This is a genomic window from Treponema sp. R80B11-R83G3, from assembly GCF_054786115.1.
In genome coordinates, this window is the sequence record NZ_BDHF01000030.1 from 42,937 (window position 1) to 66,925 (window position 23,989).

General features: G+C 44.6%; 15 protein-coding genes and 1 pseudogene. 8 read left to right on the plus strand and 8 right to left on the minus strand.

All coding sequences use genetic code 11. The annotated features are described in order from the left end of the window. Positions 1-180: 180 nt before the first annotated feature. From ACYVRH_RS06135 to ACYVRH_RS06155, 5 genes are read right to left on the minus strand one after another with little or no spacing between them, the layout of a single operon-like run. Positions 181-1,326, minus strand: coding sequence for an endo-1,4-beta-xylanase (locus ACYVRH_RS06135; protein ID WP_461256045.1), 1,146 nt, complete (start codon positions 1,324-1,326; stop codon positions 181-183). 53 nt (positions 1,327-1,379) lie between these two features. Then, a complete protein-coding gene (locus tag ACYVRH_RS06140) occupies positions 1,380-2,696 on the minus strand; it encodes a phenylacetate--CoA ligase family protein (protein ID WP_461256046.1) in 1,317 nt (438 codons plus the stop codon). 1 nt (position 2,697) lies between these two features. After that, positions 2,698-3,282 carry an indolepyruvate oxidoreductase subunit beta gene (locus ACYVRH_RS06145; protein WP_461256047.1) on the minus strand — a complete coding sequence of 195 codons (585 nt, stop codon included), beginning with the start codon at positions 3,280-3,282 and terminating at the stop codon, positions 2,698-2,700. 58 nt (positions 3,283-3,340) lie between these two features. Next, positions 3,341-4,117 carry an ion transporter gene (locus ACYVRH_RS06150; RefSeq protein ID WP_461256048.1) on the minus strand — a complete coding sequence of 259 codons (777 nt, stop codon included), beginning with the start codon at positions 4,115-4,117 and terminating at the stop codon, positions 3,341-3,343. An 18-nt stretch (positions 4,118-4,135) separates the two neighbouring features. Continuing rightward, positions 4,136-4,594 (minus strand): very short patch repair endonuclease, encoded by a 459-nt coding sequence (locus ACYVRH_RS06155; RefSeq protein ID WP_461256049.1) that lies wholly within the window; start codon positions 4,592-4,594, stop codon positions 4,136-4,138. A gap of 450 nt (positions 4,595-5,044) precedes the next feature. Between ACYVRH_RS06155 and ACYVRH_RS06160 the strand changes: the two genes are divergently transcribed. Genes ACYVRH_RS06160 through ACYVRH_RS06175 form a run of 4 tightly spaced genes read left to right on the plus strand, consistent with a single transcriptional unit; the run spans position 5,045 to position 15,249 of the window. Then, positions 5,045-8,335 (plus strand): hypothetical protein, encoded by a 3,291-nt coding sequence (locus ACYVRH_RS06160; RefSeq protein WP_461256050.1) that lies wholly within the window; start codon positions 5,045-5,047, stop codon positions 8,333-8,335. A gap of 7 nt (positions 8,336-8,342) precedes the next feature. Beyond that, the gene (locus tag ACYVRH_RS06165; RefSeq protein WP_461256051.1) at positions 8,343-8,618 is read left to right on the plus strand and encodes a hypothetical protein; all 276 of its coding nucleotides are present in this window, start codon (positions 8,343-8,345) and stop codon (positions 8,616-8,618) included. Then, a complete protein-coding gene (locus ACYVRH_RS06170; RefSeq protein WP_461256052.1) occupies positions 8,594-11,785 on the plus strand; it encodes a GLUG motif-containing protein in 3,192 nt (1,063 codons plus the stop codon). Before ACYVRH_RS06165 ends, ACYVRH_RS06170 begins: the two co-directional genes overlap by 25 nt. After that, positions 11,785-15,249, plus strand: a complete 3,465-nt coding sequence (locus tag ACYVRH_RS06175; RefSeq protein ID WP_461256053.1) for a GLUG motif-containing protein — start codon at positions 11,785-11,787, stop codon at positions 15,247-15,249. The genes ACYVRH_RS06170 and ACYVRH_RS06175 overlap by 1 nt, the downstream gene beginning before the upstream one ends. A 95-nt stretch (positions 15,250-15,344) precedes the next feature. Here ACYVRH_RS06175 and ACYVRH_RS06180 read toward each other — a convergent pair. Continuing rightward, positions 15,345-15,578, minus strand: a pseudogene (locus ACYVRH_RS06180) (type II toxin-antitoxin system RelE/ParE family toxin); the annotation flags it as partial. 54 nt (positions 15,579-15,632) lie between these two features. Next, entirely contained in the window at positions 15,633-15,854 is a 222-nt protein-coding gene (locus tag ACYVRH_RS06185; protein WP_461256054.1) for a TA system antitoxin ParD family protein, read from the minus strand. A 483-nt stretch (positions 15,855-16,337) separates the two neighbouring features. Here ACYVRH_RS06185 and ACYVRH_RS06190 point away from each other — a divergent pair, with 483 nt between their 5' ends. The 3 genes from ACYVRH_RS06190 (at position 16,338) to ACYVRH_RS06200 (ending at position 21,699) form a co-directional block, all read left to right on the plus strand. Next, positions 16,338-18,212 carry a tetratricopeptide repeat protein gene (locus ACYVRH_RS06190; protein ID WP_461256055.1) on the plus strand — a complete coding sequence of 625 codons (1,875 nt, stop codon included), beginning with the start codon at positions 16,338-16,340 and terminating at the stop codon, positions 18,210-18,212. A 184-nt stretch (positions 18,213-18,396) separates the two neighbouring features. Beyond that, complete coding sequence (locus ACYVRH_RS06195) at positions 18,397-18,792, plus strand: hypothetical protein (RefSeq protein WP_461256056.1); 396 nt, start codon at positions 18,397-18,399, stop codon at positions 18,790-18,792. Between the two features lie 174 nt (positions 18,793-18,966). Next, positions 18,967-21,699: a CHASE2 domain-containing protein gene (locus ACYVRH_RS06200; RefSeq protein WP_461256057.1), complete on the plus strand. Its 2,733-nt coding sequence runs from the start codon at positions 18,967-18,969 to the stop codon at positions 21,697-21,699. A 162-nt stretch (positions 21,700-21,861) separates the two neighbouring features. Here the strand turns inward: ACYVRH_RS06200 and ACYVRH_RS06205 are convergent, their stop codons facing one another. Next, positions 21,862-22,212, minus strand: coding sequence for a four helix bundle protein (locus ACYVRH_RS06205; RefSeq protein WP_461256058.1), 351 nt, complete (start codon positions 22,210-22,212; stop codon positions 21,862-21,864). 57 nt (positions 22,213-22,269) lie between these two features. On the opposite strand from ACYVRH_RS06205, the gene ACYVRH_RS06210 reads away from it, so the two are divergent. Then, a complete protein-coding gene (locus ACYVRH_RS06210; RefSeq protein WP_461256059.1) occupies positions 22,270-23,862 on the plus strand; it encodes a transglutaminase-like domain-containing protein in 1,593 nt (530 codons plus the stop codon). Positions 23,863-23,989 lie beyond the last annotated feature (127 nt).

Here is a 23,989-nt window from a genome sequence, read left to right on the forward strand (position 1 = left end):
AGGTAAAACCATTTCTTTCATAATTATTTGCTTCATCCCGATTGAATTTAAAATTATTAAAAGAATACAGGAACTTGTCAAAAATATCATTTATACTATCGTTGTTTTGATTTGCTTTTTTATTAAATAACGGAAATATCAAAACCTCTACTTCTGTTCCATCTAATAATAATAAACAGGTTACTTGAGTGATCCAATTACGCTGTAGTATGCGTCTTTGGCATTACCGTACGAGTCAAATAAAAGCGGCAATCCGGCGGATCGCCAGCTTCTATTGTCAGTAACGCCCCAAAATGACACGCGTTCAATGATGTCGCTGAATTCCAGATATACTTTAAAGTATTGGCCGTATAGTTCCGCCTGTTTCTTTAACCCGTTAGTCCTTTTATCTCCTGTAATTAAATCTTGTTTTTTAGTCCCTTGACCGTATGATTCAAAATCCTGATAAGTTATTATCAAAACATCAAGCTCACTGACGGAAATTTTTACACCTAATGGCTTAAACAGGTTCAATGTGTTTTTTATCGCGCTTGCCGACACGTTAATATTGTGATGTTCCTGCATTCCTATGCCTTCAATAAGAAGCCGTGTTTCATTTGGGTACGCCGTTTTATAACGCCCATTCACTTCCTTTACCATATCGCGAATCAATGTCGCTTTGTCAACCTGATCGGTGTTGTAGTCGTTGTAATATAAAATCGCGACAGGATCCGCCAAACGGGCGGCAAGAAATCCTTCGTATACAAAATCCGATCCTATAGTTTTAAACCAGGGATTATTGGTCCGCATTGACGTTTTCCAGTCTGTAGAATAACCGCCGTCAGGAAAGGCTTCGTTAAGCACGTCCCATGAATATATTTTTCCGCGAAAATGCCCTGTTACGTCAGTGATATATTGCTTCATGTCTTCCAATGCGGTTGCAGGGCTGATATTTTGCTGCCATTGCGGAATCTGACTGTGCCAAAGAAGAGTGTGTCCTATAACTTTAAAACCGGACGCTATGGCGGCATCTACCATACGATCCGCAACAGTAAAATTGTAAGAACCTTTTTCTGTTGAAAGTTGGGCGGGTTTCATGTGGTTTTCCGCAGTAAGCGCGTTATAATGGCGGATAAGCGCCAAATTAGTTACCTCTGATGAAGATACGTCGGATGGATTAAAAATATTACCGAACATAAATCTCTCCGTAAAAAGATTCTTCATAGGAGGAAGAAAGGATATATGCATATTTTCGCCTTTTATATTATCATTTTTCTTTTCGTTCAAGTCTTTGCACCCGGTAAGCATCAACCCAAAAAATAATAATGCCAAGAGTTTTATTTTCATTTTAATTTCTCTAATACACGGATAACTTTATCAGCTTCATTTATCTGTACCGGCTACACGTCCTTAGGCCTTGTATCCTTCACCCTTACCGCTTTGCCCTCAGAAATAGGCAGGCTGCCGCTTTCGTGCAATTCCACCCTAGGGCTAATCGAGATTGACGCTTGAAGAGTATCCTTGATCTTTTCCTTAAGCGCGTTTAAGGGGCGGGTGTCGTCCATGAAAGTGTCGGCGCTTACTTCTGTTTTTACGGTCAGCCTGTCCAACGCGCCTTCTTTTTCTACGACGATAAGGTAGTTGTTGCCCACTTCCTTCATGCCCATAATCACTTCTTCAATCTGGCTTGGGAAGACGTTTACCCCGTTTATGATAAGCATATCGTCGCTTCTCCCCGTTATGCGATGGAGTCTGCGGTGGGTTCTTCCGCACTTGCACGGCTCCGTATAAAAAGAAGTAAGGTCTCTTGTGCGGTAACGCAAAATAGGAGTGGCTTCTCTGCAGAGGATTGTAAGGACAAGTTCGCCAATTTCGCCGTCTTTGACCGGCTCAAGAGTATCGGGATTTACAATCTCCGCGATGTATCCGTCTTCCCAGATGTGAAGCCCGGCCTTGCACTGACATTCAAAAGCGACGCCGGGGCCGTTCATTTCTGAAAGACCGTAAGAATTGTAAACGTCGATTTTTAATAGCGCCTCAATGCGCCGCCTTGTGTCCTCGGAGTAAGGCTCGGCTCCCGCAAACGCGCGTTTTAGGAAGAGGCTTTCCCGCGAAACGCCCGCTTCTTTCATCTTTGTTTCAAGGTGCAAAAGGAAACTGGGAGTCGCGTGGACCACGGTCGTCCCATAATCCTGCATCATTCTGAACTGACGAGCCGTGTTTCCCGCTCCAGCCGGTATCACAAGCATCCCTACTTCTTCACCGCCTTGGTGCAGGCCAAGTCCGCCAGTGAAAAGGCCGTAGGTTATCATGTTTTGAAACACGTCGCTTTCATTACAGCCAGTCCCATAGATGCATCTGGCCATATAATTCGCCCACTGTTTAATGTCATCTCTGCTGAAATAAATCGTCGTGGGCGTGCCTGTAGTCCCGCTTGAAGCGTGAAGGCGTATAACTTTTTCTTTTGGAATACTTAAAAATCCGTAAGGAAACCCGTCCCTTAAATCGTCTTTTGTAGTAAAAGGAATTTTGTTAAGATCATTAAGCGACTTAACGTCATCGGGGCTTTTTATCCCTGCTTTTGAAAGACGCTCCTTATAAAAAGGTGCCCGCAGAGCATAGCCAATCTCTGTTTTTAATTTTGCAAGTTGTAACTCTTCCAATGAAGAGCGCGGCATTTTTTCTATTTCCGGTTGCCAGTATTGAAAATCACTCATATTAAACTCCAGTTTCCTGACAGGCGGACTGTCCTAGTTTGAAGGCTTTTGCGTTTGCCTGGGCGGTCTTTTCGTCTTTTTTTGAAAAGACTTCGGTGATTGTTTTTTCTAGGCTTATTGCTTTTAATGGCAGAAAGCACGAAGCAGCTCCAACCATGACGGTATTTACGGCTTTTGCAAGCCCGGCTTCTTTCGCAAGAGCCGCCGTTTGAATAATCCGCCACTTTGGAAGTTTTTTTACCGTGGCATGAATACCGTTGATGTCGGGATAATCCGCGATATTATTAAAAGGTTCCGCAGCGGTAATAAGGATGCCGTCCGGTTTGAGATATGACACATAACGCAGGCTTTCAAGCGGCTCCATGGAAATTATTAAATCCGCGCCGCCCTTTGGCACAAGATCACCCGCTATTTTATTTTTTGCGATTCGCAAGGAAGCAAGAACCGCCCCTCCCCTTTGAGCCATGCCGTGCACTTCGCTCTGGCGCACCTCAAGACCTTCGCTGACCGCCGCTTGGGCAATAATGGAGGCGACGGAAAGGACTCCCTGTCCCCCGACTCCGGCTAAAATTACATCATACTTCATAAAGATATTATCGCTAAAAAAAGGAAAAAATACTAGTAGGGATGCTAGTATTTTAAATTTACTCAATATCCTTTCCGCAATGCGGACACTTTTTATTTTTTCTGTATATTTCTTCCATAAAGCCAGAACAAATTATGCCGCTGGGCAGGGCTATTATCATTATTCCAAGCAAAGAAATAATTGCGCCGCATATTTTTCCGACAATCGTTACAAGGTAAAAATCTCCGTACCAAACCGTAGTAATGGTGGAAATAGCCCACCATGTTGTTTCTATTATATCGGGAAATACGTCAGGCTGAGCAGGGCTTTCGGCATAGTACATTATTGTAGCCGAAATAAAAATCATAATAATTGTTAATACGATAGTAGAGATTAATTTTTCTTTTTCTTTCTTTAAAACTTTTCCAATAATGCTCATCGCTTCGCTGTATCTGCCTAATTTAAAAATCCTGAACATTCGCAGTATTCTTAATACTCTTAAAAACCGAAGATCGACCCCAACTATAAACGGAAGATAGAATGGCAATATCGCCGCCAAATCAATTAACGCCGCGAAAGAAAAAATAAATTTTAAATAATAAAACTTTGATTCTGGGTACAAAAAATTTGATGTCCATAATCTTAATAAATATTCAATTGTAAAAATAATGATTGAAAATATTTCAAAATAATAAAAGAATAATTGATAACGTTCATTTATGGAATTTATAGAGGCCGCCACAACGGCGAATATATTTAAGCAAATAAGAATAATAATTGATATGTCAAATATTTTACTGGCAATATCCCCTTCTTCGGCGGGTTCTATTATTTCAAATATGCGTTTTTTAATCATGCTCGATCTCCAATTAAATTATAACGCTGGAGCGCTGTTTACGGAAGCTCTAATTTTATTGATTTTTTTTATAGTCTTAATAATGCATTTATTCAGGTTCTTTTCAGTATCAGAAGTCCAAAATCTAAGAACAGTCCAACCGTTTTTTTTATAAAATTTATTTACCTCTATGTCTCTTGCGATATTACGTTTTATTTTCTTTTGCCAATAATCCGAATATGATGATAAAAGCGCTTCTTGTGATGGAAAATGTTTCTTTTTCCAATCGTTTCCATGCCAAAAATCACCGTCAATGAAAATTGCAATTTTATATTTTTTAATCGCGATATCGGGAGTCCCAAAAAGCCCCCTGACATTTTTCCGATACCTGATGCCCCACTTCCATAAAGCCTTACGAAAAAATATTTCCGGCTTTGTCTCAGTACTGCGGATATGCGACATACATTTATGGCGCTGTTCCGGGGTTAATCTGTCCACTTAAACGCCTGTTTCCATTTCATTAGGATTTGTTCTATAAATTGACAATTTCATCAAATACCAAATGAATAAACGTGTCAATATGCCGTTTTTCCCGCCTTTTTATCAAAAATTCACAAGTTTTGACTGGAAAAATTCAAAATTCTAAGATATATTTCTTCTATAAACGATATCTTCCATAAAAAATGCGCGGAAACTGAAAAAAGGGGTAAGTTATGAATGAGCAATTTTCAATTAGCAATGAGAAATTAACAATGAGCGAAGTTAGCGAGCGCAGCGGCTTGTCAAAACGCAGCGCACACAAACAACGACATTGCTCATTGCTCATTGCTAATTGCTCATTATTCTTTTCCCATTGCTCATTGCTCATTGCTCATTGCTCACTGCTCATTGCTAATTGTCTCCTTGCTCATTGTTTCATGCGATTTGTTCACCGGCCCTAAAGTTGACATGTACAAAGAAGTAAGCGATAGAGTGGATTGGGCGGCTGCCCCTAAGCTGGATGTAAGGATGGAATACCCATCTGACTGGGGGACAAGTAACCCTCCGCAGGGCAGCATCACTATGGTAAAAGACATTCGTAAGGGCTACGAGTTCAGCGTGGAGTTTACCCCCGACACGGCGTATACCCTCAAGTCATGGCTGGCATATCCTACGGACAAACTGAATGAATTGGGCAACTGGCTGGAAGATACGTCTCTTATCACTACGTCGGACAATTTAACGCTTAAACTCGGCGAGATAATTCTTCCTGAAGTTACAGAGATAAACGCGCGGGGCGGGACTTTTACGTTTACCATAAACATCACCGACCCTGTAACCATTATCCCCTGGTGCGAGATGCCGCCCCGTATTACAAGGGCTGAGCCTCGTACCGCTACTGGCGCGTCTGTTTCAAGGGCAAGCGCGATAACAATTTATTTTACAAGCGCGTTGAATAACAATTCCGAAACAGGTACGGTTAAATTCGCGACCATTGATCCCGAAGCGGATAATGTCGCGCCTGATGACATTGAAAAAACCAACGGCATCTGGATAGAGGCTGTATTGGAAAACGGCGATGGCGCTACACAATACAATTATGATGATGGCAAATTCCTCTGGTACGAACAACCCAAGTTTGTAGCGGAAAGCGGTTTTTTTATGATTACTATAACCCCAAAATCAACCCTGCCGCCTGGAAACAGCAAGATGACGGTAAAAGTCAAGGGCATAAAAGATATTGACGACGCGGTAATGGACGGCATTTATTCATTTTCTTGGATAACGAAAGGAAGCTCGGATATTGATTTCTGGAGCGCGGAATATAATAGCGATTCAGGCAGCATTGATATTGATTATTCAGTACCGGAAACTTATGTCGTGAGAACATACTACCGTCTGGACGGCGGATCAAAGACCGAGTTTACAGGCAAGAAAATAAATTCTGTATCCGGCCCCGGCTATTCAGGCATACGCGAAGGGAGGCAGGCAAGCGGCATACAAGAATACGAAATTATTGTCGAACTGTATGAAGATGACGCGTTAGCTGATTTTACTTCCTTTAAAATATGGAACATCCCCGGCATGAGCACTAAATATGATACAAGACCCGACCCTGTAATTGACGACAGAATAATGACAATCAGCACGGCAGCTGAACTTGCCGCCATGAAGGATAATTTAAGCGGGCAGTACGTGCTTTCCAATGACATTAATGTTACCGGCGACTGGGCGCCGATTGGCAAATTCGACAATGATAATCCCAAACAGTCATTTACCGGCAAGTTCTACGGCAACGGGCATACCGTTACCCTAAACGGAGGTTTTAGCGGCGAACTATTATGCTATGGTCTTTTCGGTTGCGCGCAAAACGCCGTAATCCGCGATTTCACGTTAGAGTATAAAAACCCGTCCCCCATAACCCCAGACTTTGGTTTTTTTAGTATTGAAATGCAAGGGGCGACGATGACAGGTGAAGGTATAATAATTGGCAGTGTAGCGGGATTCCTCATAAAAACCGAAGTCTGCAATATAATCACTTCGGGCAGGGCGCTTGCCGTTGATGCCCCCGCTAGTAATGCTCTTATTAACATTGTTGCAGTGGGCGGTATCGCTGGCATGATTGAAGGTGAGGGCAGAATTGAAAACTGCCGCGCCGCGCTTTCGACTGCGTATACCTCAAAAGGGCACACAGGGGAAGTCAACACAGGCGCGATAGCCGGAACGGCCTCCAAAGTCTTGCTTACTACTCCCAATCCTGAAGATTCCGGACTGATTCTTAACGGAGTAACCATTGTTGCGGATGTCAGCGCCAACAAAGGTTCGTATGGCGGCGGAATAACTATTGGCGGCGCTTTTGGCGGCAATACGCAAATCACATTGAGCGATATTAAGTTTACTGCTGGGAAGACCGTTTCAGTTAAAACTTCAGATTCCATTGCCGTATGCGGAGGTATAGTAGGGTCATTCACGAAGGGAACCATGGAAGGATGTTTGTTTTTGGGTAATATAGATTTCACTGGCGCGACAGAAGGTGGGAGACCTCAGACTATAGAAGATAACATATGTATCGGCGGGCTTGCAGGGAGAAATGACGATGGCAATGAAGATGACGAGCCTGGCATATACGATTTCAACGACTGCCAGATACGGGGGAATATCAATTTCAGGGGCGTCAGTATTGGTCCATTAACAGTCGGCGGTATTTTTGGAACTTCAAATAAATATGTTTCTGATTCAATAATAAATATAACCGACTGCTTCTTTGAGGGTGGGGAGATAACTATGGAAGAAGAGGCAACTGCTCCCTTTTTCGCTGTGGGCGGCTTTATCGGAACTATGGGAGGAGGGAAGAATAATCCTGATCCCGCTCATAACATAAACAACTCCGGCACTCTTCAAGGACAAATCAGCATTAATAATGTCAACGGAGCTGTCGAAGTCGGAGGCTTTACCAGCCATTTTACCGGAACGATTTCCAAATGTTTCAGCAAGATAGATATTAATGTTAAAAGCAAGAATAGCGGACTTTGCAGCATCGGCGGTTTTATTGGTATTTTATACTCCAATGCTAGTATTAACAGCTGTTACGCGACAGGAAACGTAAGTGTAATAGCCGAAAGCGTAGATAAAGGACAACAAATGAATTATTCTTCATCACCCCCATCTGTTGGCGGACTGGTTGGTAATAGTAAAGGAACAATTGATGACAGCTATGCCCTGGGCAATGTTGTGTTGTCTGATAGCGGAAACTTTGGTACTACATCTGCCGGCGGTCTTGTAGGCCGTATTGATAATGACGACAGTAGCAGTAGCAAGATAGCATACTGTTTCAGCGCCGGTCGGGTAAGCGCCCAATCCAAATATACCGTGGCAAACTCAGGCGGTATTACCGGGTTTATCACTAGGACGATCAACAATACGATCCAAAATACGGCAGCTTTGAGCGCAAGTGTTACCGCAAGGGGCGACACGAAATTTGCGGCGCGGATTTGTGGGAGTTTAGATGGCGATTCAATTTCTCCACTTATTAATAACTACGCGCTTAAATCAATGGCTGTTAAAAAAGGCGCGTATAACGACACTGATTTGACAGATGTTACTCTATCTGTAGGATTGAACGCCAAGGATGGCGCCGACACGGCTTCCAGTGCCTTCTTAAATCAAGCTTTCTGGAGTACGACATTGAGCTTTACCTCAGTTTGGGATTTTAGCCGTGTCGCAAGAGACGGCTATCCAAGGTTAGCGTGGGAAAAATGAGGGAAATATGAAAAATTATCAATTACCAATTAGCAATGAACAATTAACAATTAACAATGAGCAATTAGCAATTAGCAATGTTAGCAAGCGCAGCGGCTTGTCAAAACGCAGCGCGCGCAAACAACGACATTGCTCATTGCTCACTGCTAATTGCTCATTATCAACTGCTCACTGCTCACTGCTCACTGCTCATTGTTCATCGCTCTTTGCTCATTGTTCATTGTTTCCTGCGATTTATTCACAGGCCCAAAAGTCAACATGTATAATGAAGTCAGTAAAATAGTGGATTGGTCAAACGCGCCCAAGCTGAATGTAAGGATTGACTATCCGCCAGAATGGGGGACAAGCAACCCTCCGCGCGGCGACATCACTCCGACAAGAGATATTCGCAAGGGCTACGAGTTCAGCGTGGAGTTTACGGTTACCCCCGGCAGTTTATATATGGTTAAGTCATGGCAGGTATTCTATACGTCCGAGTTGTATGATCCCGAGCTTGGCAACTGGCTGGAAGACACGTCTCTTATCACTCAAGTTACGCCGCTTGATGAAAACGAAGTAACGTATACTACAGAAGATAACAGGACTTATAAATTTATCATAAATACAACCGAACCTGTAACCCTTGTCCCCTGGTGCGAAATGTCTACCCGTATTACCAAAACCACCCCGCATAACCGCCTAGACCCGCCTGTTTCAAGGGCAAGCGGCATAGTGATTTATTTTAACGGCGCGTTAAATGCCGATACGGTCAAATTCGCCGATGCGGAAAATGAAGACGGCATCTGGATTACTTCTAAACAGGCTGATAGTACTGCGGAAGCGCCCAATAAAGACGGGGACAAATACCTCTGGTATTATCCGCCAGTGTATACCGTCTCAAACGGATTTTTTATGATAACTATGGACGTTAAAACAACTTTACCGCCGGAAAACAGTTTAATGACTGTAAAAGTCAAGGGCATTAAGGATACTGACGGCGCGGAGGTTGACGAATATTCATTTTCATGGATGACGCGTGACCGTTCCGATGTTAGTACATGGAGCGCGGAATATAAACATAGCGATAATAATAATTCAGGCCCCATCGAGATTGAATACGAGGCAGATAATTCCTATGAAGTTAAAACATTTTACCGGCTGGACAAGGGAGCAAAAAAAGAATTTACAGGTAATAAGATCGATTATGTGTCCGGTCTTGATGATTCAGGAATACGCGAAAGGAGGCAGGCAAGCGGCATACAGGAATACGAGATTTTTATCGAACTGAATAAAGACGGCAAAGTGACTGATTTTACTTCTTTTAAAATATGGAACATCCCCGGCATGAAAGTGAGCAATACATACCCGATGGTGGAAGTCAGGACTACTGCGGAACTTGCCGACATAGGTGATAATTTAAGCGGACAGTACGTGCTTGCCAATGACATTACCGTTACCGGCGCATGGACTCCAATTGGCGCAAATACAAGTCCCTTTACCGGCAAGCTCTACGGCAACGGGAATACTGTTACTATGAAAAACGGTTTTGCCGCCAACTCCGCCGCTGACATAGGCCTGTTCGGCGTTATATCCGGCGGTCTTATCAACGGTCTGACAGTCGTGTATGAAAACGTTACTGTAAACTCAGGAGTCAATGTTGGCGGCATTGCGGGGCAGATACAAAACGGAACGAGCATACTTAACTGCGCCGTAAAAAGCGCGTCCGTTACTGATACGCTTACCCTTACAAAAAGCGGCAACGATGGCGCATATCTTGGCGGGATAACGGGCAAGGCAACAGATAGCTTCATCAGTAACTGTCTTGCGGGTTTGAATGTAAAATTAACCCGTAGTGGCGGCATTGGCAATGTCGGAGCGGTTGCGGGTTTTACCAACGGGGGAAGCGGCGGCAGTATCACAATTGACATAAGTTCTCCATGGGAAGACTCTGATAATATTATCATTGATCATCAGGCGATTGACAAAGTAACGGTTACCGCTAAAGTGAGCGGCATCACGAGCGGCGGCACTTTAAATATTGGCGGCGCGGTAGGTTGCAGTTTAGGCAACACCATGAATAATGTTATTGTTTCGGGCGAGGTTTCGTTCGGCAGAACCTCCATTACCGGCGGCACCGTTGTAGGCGGAGTTACAGGTTACGCGGAAAATTCAAACATGGAAGCCTGCTATTTTACGAGTTTTGCGGACAAAGCCATCAGCGGCACAATCGATGATTTGAAAAATATATATGTGCAACTAGGCGGACTTATTGGCCGTTATGAAACTAACATCGGCGAAGTCTATATCAACAATTGCCTTGTACGGGGAAACATCGAAATTAACGAAAATAATTACAGCGGAAATAGATTCGGCAGCGGAATAGAAATCGGCGGCGTTTTGGGCGTCTCAGAGTACGCGGAAGGCAAAGTTAATATAACAAACAGCTTTTTTGAAGAAGGGAATATAGAGGCAAATTGTTCTTCAAGCTCAATCCAGGCAGGGGGGTTTTGCGGTACTTTTTATGAGGGAGCAAAAGTACAAACTGACAACAGCCATTATCTTAATAACTGCGGCGTAATGTCTGGAACTGTTGCCATTAATGTAAAAAACTACGGAAGATATATTACTGTCGGCGGCTTTACTTCAACAATATGGTTAAAAGGCAATACGTCAAACTGTTTCAGCCGCGCAAATGTTATTTCCAAAGGATGTGGCAACAACGATGAGGAAAATGGCATTTCAGATGATGGAGACAATCCTTATACTTACACGCATCAAGCAGGCGGTTTTGCCGGAGGTCTCGCTGCCGGGTCTACGCTAACTTCATGTTATGCGACCGGAACTGTCCAAGCGGAGCATAGTGGTAATAGAGATTTATCTGCCGGCGGACTTGTAGGCAATTCCGGCGGGACGATAGAGAACTGTTACGCGCTGGGGAATGTGCTGGCGGATAAAATCGCCGGAGACAATTCCGATTATCATAGCTACGCTGGAGGGTTGGTAGGTTCAACTTATGGCGGAGGGATAGTACAGAATTCCTTTAGCGCTGGGCAGGTAATTGCCCAATCCAAAGAAAGTCAAGCTTTTGCCGGTGGAGTTGTCGGGAATTTATGGGAAACTACTATTAAAAACACGGCGGCTTTGGGCAAGAGTGTTACCGCCTTGGGTGACGGCAGAAGCGCGGGGCGTATTACAAGTTATTCTACGGGCGCTAATAACTACGCGCTTAAAACAATGTCCATTGAAGAGGACGACTATGACTCAATTAGCCCGGATACACGAGAAGCCAATGAGGGTGAGGACTATTCGCTCGCTCCTTATGACACCACCCGTGACGGTAAAGACACGGACGCAAACGTTTTCTTTACTCAGGATTTCTGGCGAACATTATTTGAAGATTTAAGTAAATGGGATTTTAGCCGTGCCGCAAAAGACGGTTATCCAAGACTGAAAAATATTGAGGGGCAGTGATGAAAAAATATAAATTAGCAATTAGCGATGAACAATTAACAATTAGCAATGAACAATTAGCAATTAGCGAAGTTAGCAAGCGCAGCGGCTTGCCAAAACGCAGCACGCGCAAACAACGACATTGCTCATTGCTCATTGCTCATTGCTCATTATTCATAACTCATTGCTCATTACTCATTGCCTCATTGCTCATTGTTTCTTGCGATTTATTCACCGGCCCCAAAGTTGATCTCTTTCAACAAATTAAAGGTGAAATTGATTGGGACAACGCCCCCAAACTGACGGTAAGGATTGACTATCCTTCCGCATGGGGAATAAGTAACCCTATTAGGGGAGACATCACCCCGACAACGGATCTTCGCAAGGGCTATGAATTCAGCGTGACGTTTACCCCCGGCAGCGCTTATGCCCTTAAATCGTGGCAAGTGTATTACACCTCAGATCTGGACAAAGTTTCAGGACAGCCGGAACAGCGGGGCAACTGGCTCGATGACCCCAGCTTTATCGAAGAAGAAGGCATTGAACCGATTACAGATTCAAGCGAGGTAAAGCTTCCTACTGTTGACGCGGATGACGACGCGCGGGGCGGGACTTTTAAATTTACCATATATACAACCGAACCTGTAACCCTTGTCCCCTGGTGCGATCCGCAGTTACGTATTACAAAAACCACCCCGTACAACCGCCTCGACCCGCCTGTTTCAAGGGCGACTGCAATAGTGATTTATTTTAACGGCGCGATTGACGACAAAACAGTCAAGTTCGCGGAAACTAAAACCGCCGATGGCATCTGGATTGAATCTGTGCAGGACGGCGATCCTGACGCTACGCTGACAAATAACGAATATGGCTGGTACAATGACCCTGAATGCGTCGCCTCAAACGGTCTTTTTATGATAATTATAACTCCTAAAACCATGTCGCCTGAAAACAGTAAGATGACGGTAAAACTAAATGGCATAACGGATATGTACGGCAACGCGATGATAGGTAGCGGTTTATTTTCATGGAAAACTATAAGCAGTTCAAGTAATGTCCATGTTGATTCATGGAGCGCGGTATATGAATATGACGAGGTTAAAAAGTCTGGCAACATCAAAGTTAATTACGCCCAAACAGGGGCTGACAGAGTTGAAACAAACTACCGATTGAACAAAGGGCAAAACATTCCATTTGAAGAAACAATTATCAGCGTACCCGGTCCCGACGATTCCGGCATCCGCGAAGGGAGGCAAATCAGCGGCATAAGGGAATACGAGATTTTTATTGAACTGTATGAAGGAGACGCGGTAGCTGATTTTGTTTCCTTTAAAATATGGAACTTCCCCGACATGGTAGTGAGCAATGACAATCCGGTTTATGAGGTGATTAACGCGGCAAGCGCTTTGAATTCTGACAACCGAACTGTGGGTCTTGCGAATCTTGTCCTGAATGACGCGACTAAGCAGTATGTGCTTGCCAACGACATCAACATTATAAGTACATGGGCTCCGATTGGCAGCGATGCCGTTCCATTCAAAGGCAAGTTTTATGGTAATGGACGCACTATAACCTTAAACAACGGTTTTAGCGGTGATGGAGACTTAGGTCTTTTTGGCTATGCGCAAGACGCGACAATCCGCGATTTAACATTAGCGTACAACAATCAAGACGAAAATCAAGACGAAATTAACGTAGCGGCAAGCCTTTCTACTCCATTTGAAATGTATGAAACTAATATTAATAATGATTATGATAATGATGGACAGCCAGATCCAGAGAGTTCTTTTCCTTTTGATTTTACAGCTTTAAGGGTTGGAGGATTAGCGGGACACCTTAAAAATTCTGAAGTCTGCAATATAATCACTTCGGGCGGGACCATTAAAGTTAAATCCAAGCCCTGCGGCGGCATTATCACTCTTCCATTCGGTGAAGATGGAGCGGACACGGATTTTCCTGACGGCGGCGTTTTACTTGGCGGCATCGCGGGCTATGTTGAGGGCGGCACAGTCTTAAACTGCCGCGCAGCACTTTCGACACAATTTACTCCTGGCAGCAGCGCGACATTTTTTGCCGTGACTGGTGCGATAGCTGGAATAGCCGTTAAAGGCAGTATAGATGAAGTGACCATTGCCGCGAATGTCAACGCCGATATTATTGATTTTATAGGAACAGTTGGCGGCGCTGTGGGTATAAGCCAACGAAACACCTTGACAGATATTACATTTTCCGCCGGGGCAGTTTCATTTTTCGGAAATCCTATGCTGAGCGTTTGTGCGGGTATTGTAGGAATGTCCTCAATGGTAACCATGGAAAGGTGTTCATTTTTAGGTAATATAACAGTAAACACCAACGCCGATGTAACTATTGGCGGACTGGTAGGAAATAATGAAACAAATTCAGGAAGAATCAGTAACTGCCTAGTACAAGGGAACATCAATTTAACCGGCAACGGCAGCCCGACAGTCGGAGGTTTCCTTGGAGTTTCAAAAAACAGAAACAATTTTACAATAGAAAACTGCTTCTTTAATGGCGGAAACATAACGGTAACAGGGACTAATAATAAGCGTCCCGATATAGGCGGTTTTTGCGGAAGTTTGGGTGGCATACCTAACCCTAACATAATAAACTGCGGCGTTCTTTCAGGAACCTTAACCGCTAATGTTACCGGAATACTCAGAGTCGGAGGTTTTATAAGCTACATAGATGGAAGTATTTCCGACAGTTTCAGCAGAATGGATATTGTTGTGAATAGTAATAGTACATCAGCTTGCAGAGTTGGCGGGTTTTCTGGTATGTTAGCTTCCAGCACAAGTACAATTGATAGATGTTTCGCAACAGGAACCGTAAGCGTAGTAACCGTAAGCACGAATTCTCCTCTTGATGGCTCAAACACGCCCGGACAACCGTCTGCCGGCGGTCTGGTGGGTTCTTGTCAGGGGACGATAACAAACAGCTATGCCCTGGGCAATGTTGTTTTATCTGATAGCGGAAACTATGGTCCTGCCGCCGCCGGCGGTATTGTAGGCAGAATTGACGGAGGCAGTATAAGCAACTGCTTCAGTGCCGGCAGGGTAAGCTCTCTGTCCGCTTTAGCAACCTCAGGAAAAGAGGCATTATCCGGCGGTATTGCCGGGTTTAGCAATGGTCAGACTATTCAAAAAACTGCGGCTTTAGGCGCGAACGTTACCGCTAGAGGTGACACGAAAGCGGCAGGGCGCATTTTGGGTACTTCAAATATTGGCAGCTCTAATTATAACTACGCTCTCAATACAATGGTCATCGAAGAAGGCGCATATAACTCACTTAACCCTTTTATACGGAACGCCGATTCCGGCGTAACCACCCGTGACGGCCAGGACGCGGCTTCCAGTGCCTTCTTGAAACAATCTTTTTGGACAGGGACATTAGGGTTTGATAACGCTATCTGGAATTTTAGCCGTGTAGCAAGAGACGGCTATCCGCGATTGGCGTGGGAAAAATGAGTAGGATGGGCACAGCAAGAGAGCATGAAAACTGCCAATAGGAGCTTGTCTTAATTTTCCTCAAGAAAGTTATGGGCTTTTCTGATGTCCGCATCTTATGCGCGTTTTTTCTTTTTTAAATCCCTGTAAAAATTCTCGTGCGAACCAAACGCAAGCAAGATAAGTTCGTCTTTTATTTCATCATACTCATAAGCAAGCAGGGCAAGCTTGTTTACTATGTGGAACTTGTAAACCCTAATGCCGTTTAAATCCCCTTTCTTTAATTCGCCGATATTTGTATCTTTCGCAACTGCGCTTACAGCGTCATCTAAATCTTTTTTTTCATTTTTATGAAGCCGATTGAGCTATTTTAAAAAAGAAGGATAATGTAAAATTTCCAATTTTCACCCAAAAGCATAAGGTATTGGTTTTTCTGTTTTCATTTCCTCGCGCGCTTCAATTACTTTTTTAATAAACTCATAAGGAAGGTCAGGATTTTCTTCGGCGATTTTTCCGATTTTAACCCAATGTTCTATTTGCTTGGGTACGGAGCGGGAATTTACAGGAGCATATACCCCTGCGGCGCGTACAATATCTTCCGAAAGCCTAACGGCAGTACCATTCATAAATGACTCCTTATGTTGCGTATAGTTACATTATGCAACATTTTGCAACAAAAGTCACGGTAATGGGAATATAGCGTGAAAATTATAAATAGGCAGCTTGTCTTAATTCCTTTGCAAGATATGTATTAAAAGTTCGTGTGGTTCGTGGTAAATTCTTTGCATATTTTTTCATGTTACAGACCCCTGCCCGTCATTTTGACACTTTTAACAAAACTGTTAATTAATAAACAAAACCTATAAAAACGCCAAAAAATGAGCAACTTTTGATCAAAAATTCATTTTTTTCCCTGAAATTATTTTTAAAAAGTGATATAATAGTTACATATTAACAGATATCTTATTTTTGCATTGATAAAGGTGGTGTTTTTATGATAAAAGTGCAGAGAATGGGCAAGTCTACGGTCAAAAATAATTGCTCATTGCTCATTGCTCATTGCTAATTCTTCATTCCTCATTCTTCTATTGTTCACTGTTAATTGCTCATTGCTCTTTGGAGTTGATTTTAATATCCGCCCCCGTGGCTTTGTCTACCTTCCGTCTGATAGCGTTACATCCGTCGAGGGCAACGCCATGTACGGCATAGGCGGCGGCGGCGATATAGGCTTTGAAATTGACTTGTCAACCGTCTGGCCAAATGCGGCAGGCATCGGCTACACATTAGGTGTCGAGGGCGGAATGTTGTTCAGCAAAATTCAGGGCGAAGGCGATAAAAGCATCAATATTTATTCAGTGGGCGGCGGCGTGGGACTGTACTGTTTCCCGCTTTCGCGTCTCTTTGTCAGAATTGACGGCTCTGTCGGCGCGTACATTCCAAGCCTTGACGGAAATTCAGGCGATATAGGAATGTATTTGCGCGGCGGCGGAGAGCTAGGCTTCCGTTTTACGCCCGGCTTTACCATTTCAGCTAACGGCGGATGGCGGCAATATCAGTTAGAGAATAACGATTTATTTATTTCAGGTTTATATGCGGGATTGACGGCGCAGTTTAGCATTCAGACTGGCAATAACAAAAACCGTGAAACAGTAGGAGTTAATTTTGACCAGTACGGGCCGGTGTACCCGGCTTTCATGCAGTTGTACCAAAAAAACGCCATTGGCTCGCTTGTTATCCGCAACAACGAGAACGCCGAAATCAGGGACGTGCGGGTAAGTTTCCGCGCTTCCCCCTATACGGCGTCGGAATTCCCCTGCGGAAACATTCCGTTTATAGCGCGAGGACGAAACGCCACGATTCCCTTGTTAGCTGATTTTTCATCAGAGATTTTACGTTTTACCGACAAAGGCCGCATTTTAGGCGAAGTTGTCATACGCTACAAATTCCTTGGCAAAGAGATGGAAGCTGCGCGTTCCGTCATCTTGGCAGCTAACAACCGCAACATGGTGACGGAAGGGGACGCGGCTGCTCTTGCCGCTTTTATTTCCCCCACGTCTCCCGAAACGGTTGATTATGCGAAATTTATCGCAGGGCTGTCGAGGAACGACCGCAGAATTGGACACAATCCGAATTTTCAGTATGCGATATGGCTTATTGAAGGATTAAGAGCCAGCGGCATCATACTTGGAAAGACATACTCTGATAAAACTGAGGCGCAGTTTCCTGCGGAAACATTGTCTTTCAGAAGCGGCAACTCCAGAGACCTTGCGTTGCTTGTCGCTGGATGTCTTGAAAGCGTAGGAATTCCCGCCGCGTTTGTTCAAACGGAAGATGATTTTCTGGTGGCCGTTTCGCTGAACATAAACTCAAGCGCCGCGGAAACCCTATTCAGCGGCGGCACCGGATTCGGCGGCATTGGAAAGGTACTGATAATTGACGACAGAGTATGGCTGCCCTTGTCAATGACCGCGTTTAATGAAGGTTTTACCGCCGTGTGGACGAAGGGTGTCGCGGTGTTAAATGATAATTTTAAGGCTGGGAAAACTGCCGATTTTGTCATAGTAGAAGACGCATGGTCAGTTTACCCGCCTGCGCCGTTTCCCGAACAGGGAGGCCGTCCTGTGCGCACTGACGCGGCTGTGGCGGGAAGGGAAGTGAACCGCGCAATGCAGCTATATATTTCCGCAGAAATACAGCCGTTATTAAATCAGGTGCTGACTCGCGTCAGCGCGGCTCCTACGGCGGCGTTGCATAACAGGCTGGGAATTTTACAAGTACGCGCCGGTCGGATAGCCGATGGAAAGGCAAGTTACGAACGCGCCGCCGGCATGGGTTCAGTCCCTGCAATGACCAACCGAGGCAACCTTGCCCTGAGCGAAAAGGATTACGCCACGGCGGAACGCTGGTTCCGTCAAGCGTTATCAAAGGACGCTAAAAACACCACCGCCCTTCGCGGTTTGGAACAAATTGCGGAGAACAAATAGGAGAATGAGCAGTGAGGAATGAGCAATGAGCAATGAGCAGTGAGCAGTGAGCAATGAGCGAAGTTAGTAAGCGTAGCGTGTTGGCAAACGCTAAGATTGCGAACAATAACATTGTTAATTGCTAATTGTTAATTGTTAATTGATTTTGGCTGTTAGCCAAAAATATAATATTGAGGAGGATTTTATGAAGAGGATTGTGATTTTAATTGCTATGATGTGCGTCATGGCAGTCTGCGTATTTGCGCAGAGTTACACCGTACAGAGCGTTACGGGGCGTGTTCAGCAGGAAAAAGGCGGCAATAACGTTGATTTAAAAATTGGTGATACCGTTACCGCTGATACAATTATCCATACCGGCGTAGGCGCGTCACTTGTGCTGAAAGACGGGGATAAAACGTTGAACATTGCGGCAGCCCGCAACGGCAAGGTGTCCGAGGTGGCCACTGCATCTACTGTGAAAATTACCGGAAGCGTTGCAAAGACGGATACCGGCGCCGTCAACAGAACAACCGCTCAGGCGTCAACAGCTTCCGCCCGCGCCAGCGAAGCCGCCCAAGGCGAAGACATAGCTGCGGAGTAGGGTAGCAATGAACAATGAGCAATGAGCAATGAACAATGAGCGAGGTTAGTAAGCGTAGCGTGTAGTAAACGCTAAGATTGCGAACAATAACATTGCTCATTGCTAATTGATAATTGCTCATTGATAGTTGCTCATTGCTAATTTCTAATTGCTCATTGTTAATTGGATAAAAAAATGGCAAAGACCAAGCAAACTAAATCTTTTATTAGGGTAACCATTGCCGCATTCGCAGTATCGTCTCTTTTATTTCTCACTTCGCTGGATAACAAGTTTTTCGATCTTTTTCTGCGCTTTTTGCCGTCGCTGACAGAGAACGAAAAAGTTTTTGTCCTGACGTTAGATGACGATTCAATAAGTTACGCCGGCGGTTTCCCCTTCCGGCGCGAAGTAATGGCCGATGTGGTTATACTGCTGAAAGAACTTGGAGTGCAGACAATCGCCTTCGACTTGAGTTACCTTGACGAAAGCCCCTATCGGCTTGATCCCCAGTACGCGGCTGAAGTATTTGGCAACTATCTTGATAAAAATTTTACCCTGTTGGACGAAGCTTCAATTACGGTAATTGACGCAATCGGCCCTAGAACAAGCAACAGCGAGCGCGAACTATACAAAAAAGACATGGAAAGCCTTTACGCGAGCGTAAGGGGCGAATTGGAAACATCCCTCTCCATTCTAACTAGGGATGTTGACGAATACTTTGCCCAGGCTTTGGCTTTTTCCGATAATTCGTGGCTTACATTGACCATGCTCCGTCAGGAAGACATTTTTGAGGGCGGTGAAATTGCAGCTAACGCACAGATAGACCAATACCTTAACGAATATATCGCGTTGGAAGACGTGGTTAATAAGGGAGACCGTAAAACGCCCGATATGGCAGGCGTAATGCCCGCTATTTTCAAACTGATGAGCAGGGCGAAAGGCGCGGGCTTTGTAAACGCCTCCCCTGATATTGACGGGTTTAGGCGGCGGATAAATCTTTTGGTAAAATACAAGGGCGCCTATTACGGGCATTTGGCTCTTATGGGAATGAAGGAAAAATTAGGCTATACGTCGATAGAAGTTTCCAATAAAGCCATTACTTTGATTAAAACCGATGGAAAACTGCGTATCCCGCGCGCACAGGACGGCGCCATGCTCTTAAAGTGGCCCAAAAAATCATTTTATGATTATAAAATTATGTCGCTTATACAGTTGATACAGCATACTGTAATTGAGCCTGTGTTTGCGAGTAACATTTCCACGATGAGCGATTCCGGTTTTTTCTCTTATTGGGATAACGGGCCTAATCCATGGGAATACTACCTTGAGGCGGAAGATATTAAAAACGCGTCCCTTTCCGAAAACGCCGCAGCAAGCGCGGATTGGCTGATTGCGCGGAAAAATTTTTTCAGTTCCTGCGCGGCTTTTCTTAACGGCAATTATGAAAAAGCCATACTTGCAGACGTAGGCGATGATGTTGATACTGCTGATTTTGTCCGTGAATTATTTGACGCGTGCCGAGGCCAGTTTAACCGCATGGCGGTAATCAGAAAAGACTCAGGCGTTTTGCGGGACAGTTTCTGCGTCATCGGCGCGGACGCAACGTCAATGACAGATAACGGTCTTATTGCTTTTCAGGAAAATTACCCCAACGTAGGCACTTACGCGGTTGCCGCAAACATGATGCTTTCCGGTGAATTTTTAAGCGATACGCCCAAATTAATTCCTGCAATTATCGCCCTTTTATATTCCCTTTTAATAGGTTTTCTTTTAAGCCGTTTCGGCAACAAGATGTCAATAATAACAGGCGTATCCGGTTTATTCCTGCTAAGTGGCGCCTTTTCTGCGTTTTTTATGATAACCAAAATATACGTCGGTTTTGCAGTGCCGTTAGCCGCCACTTCCATTACTTTTATTTCGATGATGGCGCTCAAATTCCTGACAGCCAGCAGAGAAAAAGCGTTTTTGCATAACGCGTTCTCCCGCTACCTTGCCCCCGAAGTTATTACGGAACTTATAAATGACCCCAACAAATTGAACCTCGGCGGCGAAAAACGGGAAATGACGGCGATATTTACCGACATTCAGGGCTTTTCTACAATTTCCGAAAAACTTGATCCCGTCCGCCTTGTCCAACTGTTAAACCGTTATCTGACAGCGATGAGCAACATCATAATGGAAAACTTGGGGACTATTGACAAATACGAAGGGGACGCGATAATCGCGTTTTTTGGAGCTCCCGTATTCCGCGAAAACCACCCGTCCCTTGCCTGCCGAAGCGCCCTTGCGATGAAGTCTGCGGAGCGGGAATTGAACAAGGTTGTAATGGAAGAAAAGTTAAGCCCCTCTGTGCTTTTTACACGCATAGGCATCAACACGGGCGAAATGGTCGTAGGCAACATGGGCGCTGAAAATAAAATGGACTACACGATCATGGGCAACGCGGTAAACCTTGCCGCCCGCCTGGAGGGAGTGAATAAACAGTACCACACTGGCGGCATACTGATAAGCGAATACACAAGGGCGAAGTTAGGTGAAGAATTCCTGCTTCGCCGTCTTGACCGCGTGCGGGTGGTGGGGATCAATACGCCATTGCGCCTGTATGAACTGCTTGCAATTAACGATGAACAATTATCAATGAGCAATTATCAATTAATGAGCAATGAGCAATTAGCAATGAGCAATGAGCAATTAGCAATGAGCAATGGGCAATTAGCAAAGATTAAAGAAGCGATAGAGCGGTGGGAAAAAGCGATTGATCTGTATGAACAGCGGAATTTCAAAGAAGCGTTGGGACTGTTTAAATCTATCATGGAGAAAAAACCCGATGACAAAGTGGCTGAATTGTACGCTGGCCGTTGCGCGAAATACGAAACAGCTCCGCCCCCCGATAGCTGGGACGCGGTAAATAATTTAACGGAGAAGTGAGAAGTTAGCAATGAGCAATGAGGAATGAGGAATGAGCAATGAGAAATGAGCAATGAGAAATGAGCGAGGTTAGTAAACTTAGCGTGTAGATAAACGTAAAGATTACGAACAATAGCATTGCTAATTGTTAATTGCTAATTGTTAATTGCTAATTGCTAATCGTTAATTGCTAAATGTTTTTGTTGTTTTTGTAATGGAAATTAGAAGGCGTAAAAGTTCTTTGCAGTCTTCTAATATGTTGTCGTATTCAGTTTGAGAAAGGAGGTTGGTTTCTTTGAGCAAGTCAAGCCAGTATTCAGTTTCAGCGCATTCCTTTAATGAAATTGATGTTTTAAATAAAAATTCTTTTCGGCTAACAGAGTATTGGTCTTCAGTTAAATTCGCGCCTATTGAAGTTCCGGCTCTCAATAGCTGTTTGGCAAATACATATTCATGTTTTTCTTCACAGAGATGTTTATATAAGTTATATATTTTTATTGCAAACTTTTTACTTTTATCAAGAACAACATTCATTTCATTTATAAACTACAAAATAAATAGAAAAATATCAACATATATAGGAATTGATTTATGAAAAAACGGTTTCTTTTATTCATTGTTAATTGCTCATTGCTCATTGCTCATTCTCTTTTTGCGGAAGATGAGTTTTCGCTCTCCATCGCTCCGACTTTTGAAATGCCCGTTGGCGTTGATTATTTAAATTCAGGTATGGGAGCGGCTGTTTCTCTTGATTGGTCGTTTTTGTCTTTTGCCAAAAATTTTAATTTTGGATTGAGCGCGGGAGGCGGATTTTCAAGCATTAACGCGCAGATAGGAGAGCCGCTTACTATATTTGAAGGCAAAATAGGCCCGTTTTTGCGTTGGCAGCCGTTAGACCGTTGGGCTTTCCGCGCCGGAATAGGCGGCGGCGTTTATCAGTATTCAAGAGGCGATTTGAGCGCGGCAAAAGCAATGGCGTCTTTTAATCTGGGCGCTGAATTTCACGTCTTGCCGTATCTTTCGTTTTTTGCCGAAGGCGTCTACAATTACCGCCTTTATGACCCGCCTAAGCCAATTTCTTCCATAAATGCAATAACGGGCATAAGGCTCAACCTCTCTGAAATAATGGGCGGAAGGGCGCGTATAAGAATAGAAAAAACCGAACAGTACCGCGTGTTTCCCGTTTCATGGGCGTGGTATGAGCATAACCCTATCGCGAAAGTGAAAATTTATAATGATGAGCCTAACGCCATTACGGACGTAACCCTTTCTTTTTATATGGACAGCTATATGAGCCAGCCTTGGGCGTTTGCAAACCTGCCCAGAGTCGCAAGCGGGGAAACCGTGGAGGTTCCCGTAACCGCGCTTTTTAATGAAGTTTTGATTAATCTGATTGAAAATGTAAACGCGGCGGGCGTTATTCAAATTCAATACCGCAGTTTGGGCGCGAAAAAAGAAAGCGTGTCAGTCGTACAAATGCCCCTATTTCACCGTAACGCTTTCAGTTGGGAAGACGACCGCCGCGCCGCGGCTTTTGTCTCTCCCCGCGACAGTTCAGTCCGCATATTTTCCCGTTATGTGGCAAGCGCGATTCAGGCGCAGGAATTGTCGGGAAGCGGTTCTTCCGCCGCTACCCCAAAGAACGTCCGCTATGCCGCCGCCATGTTTGAAGCCCTGCGCCTGTACGGCATAAGTTATGTGGTAGTTCCAGCGACGTCCTACAAAAGCCTTTCAGCTAACGAGGCCGCTCTTGATAATGTCAGCTACCCCTATCAGGCTTTATACTACCGGGGCGGCGACTGCACCTACCTTTCAATTCTTTTTTGCTCATTACTCGAAGCTATTGATATAGAAACCGCTTTCATCACTGTCCCCGGACACCTGTACCTCGCCTTTGAAGTTGGCGATGACGCATGGCGCAAGGGCAGCTCTGACATAATCGAACTTGACGGCAAACGCTGGATGCCCGTAGAAATAACCGTCCCCGGCGAAGGATTTACACGCGCATCCCGAATCGGCGCAAGTGAATGGAAACGCTACGGCTCACAAGCCACCCTATACCCCATCCGCGAAGCGTGGGAATTTTACCCCCCCGTAACCGTCCCCGCCTCAGGAGACCATCCCCCCGATATGCCCCTTGCTTCTGACATTGTAAAGGCGATGGAAGCGGAGTTGCGTAAATAGGGAGTGGGGAGTAGGGAATGGGGAGTGGGGTTGTTGTTATTAATCTATGCGTGGGCTTCACGATCAGATAACGGACAGAAACACCCTTCTTCCCTTTGTGTTCTTCTAACCTTTGTGAACCTCAACC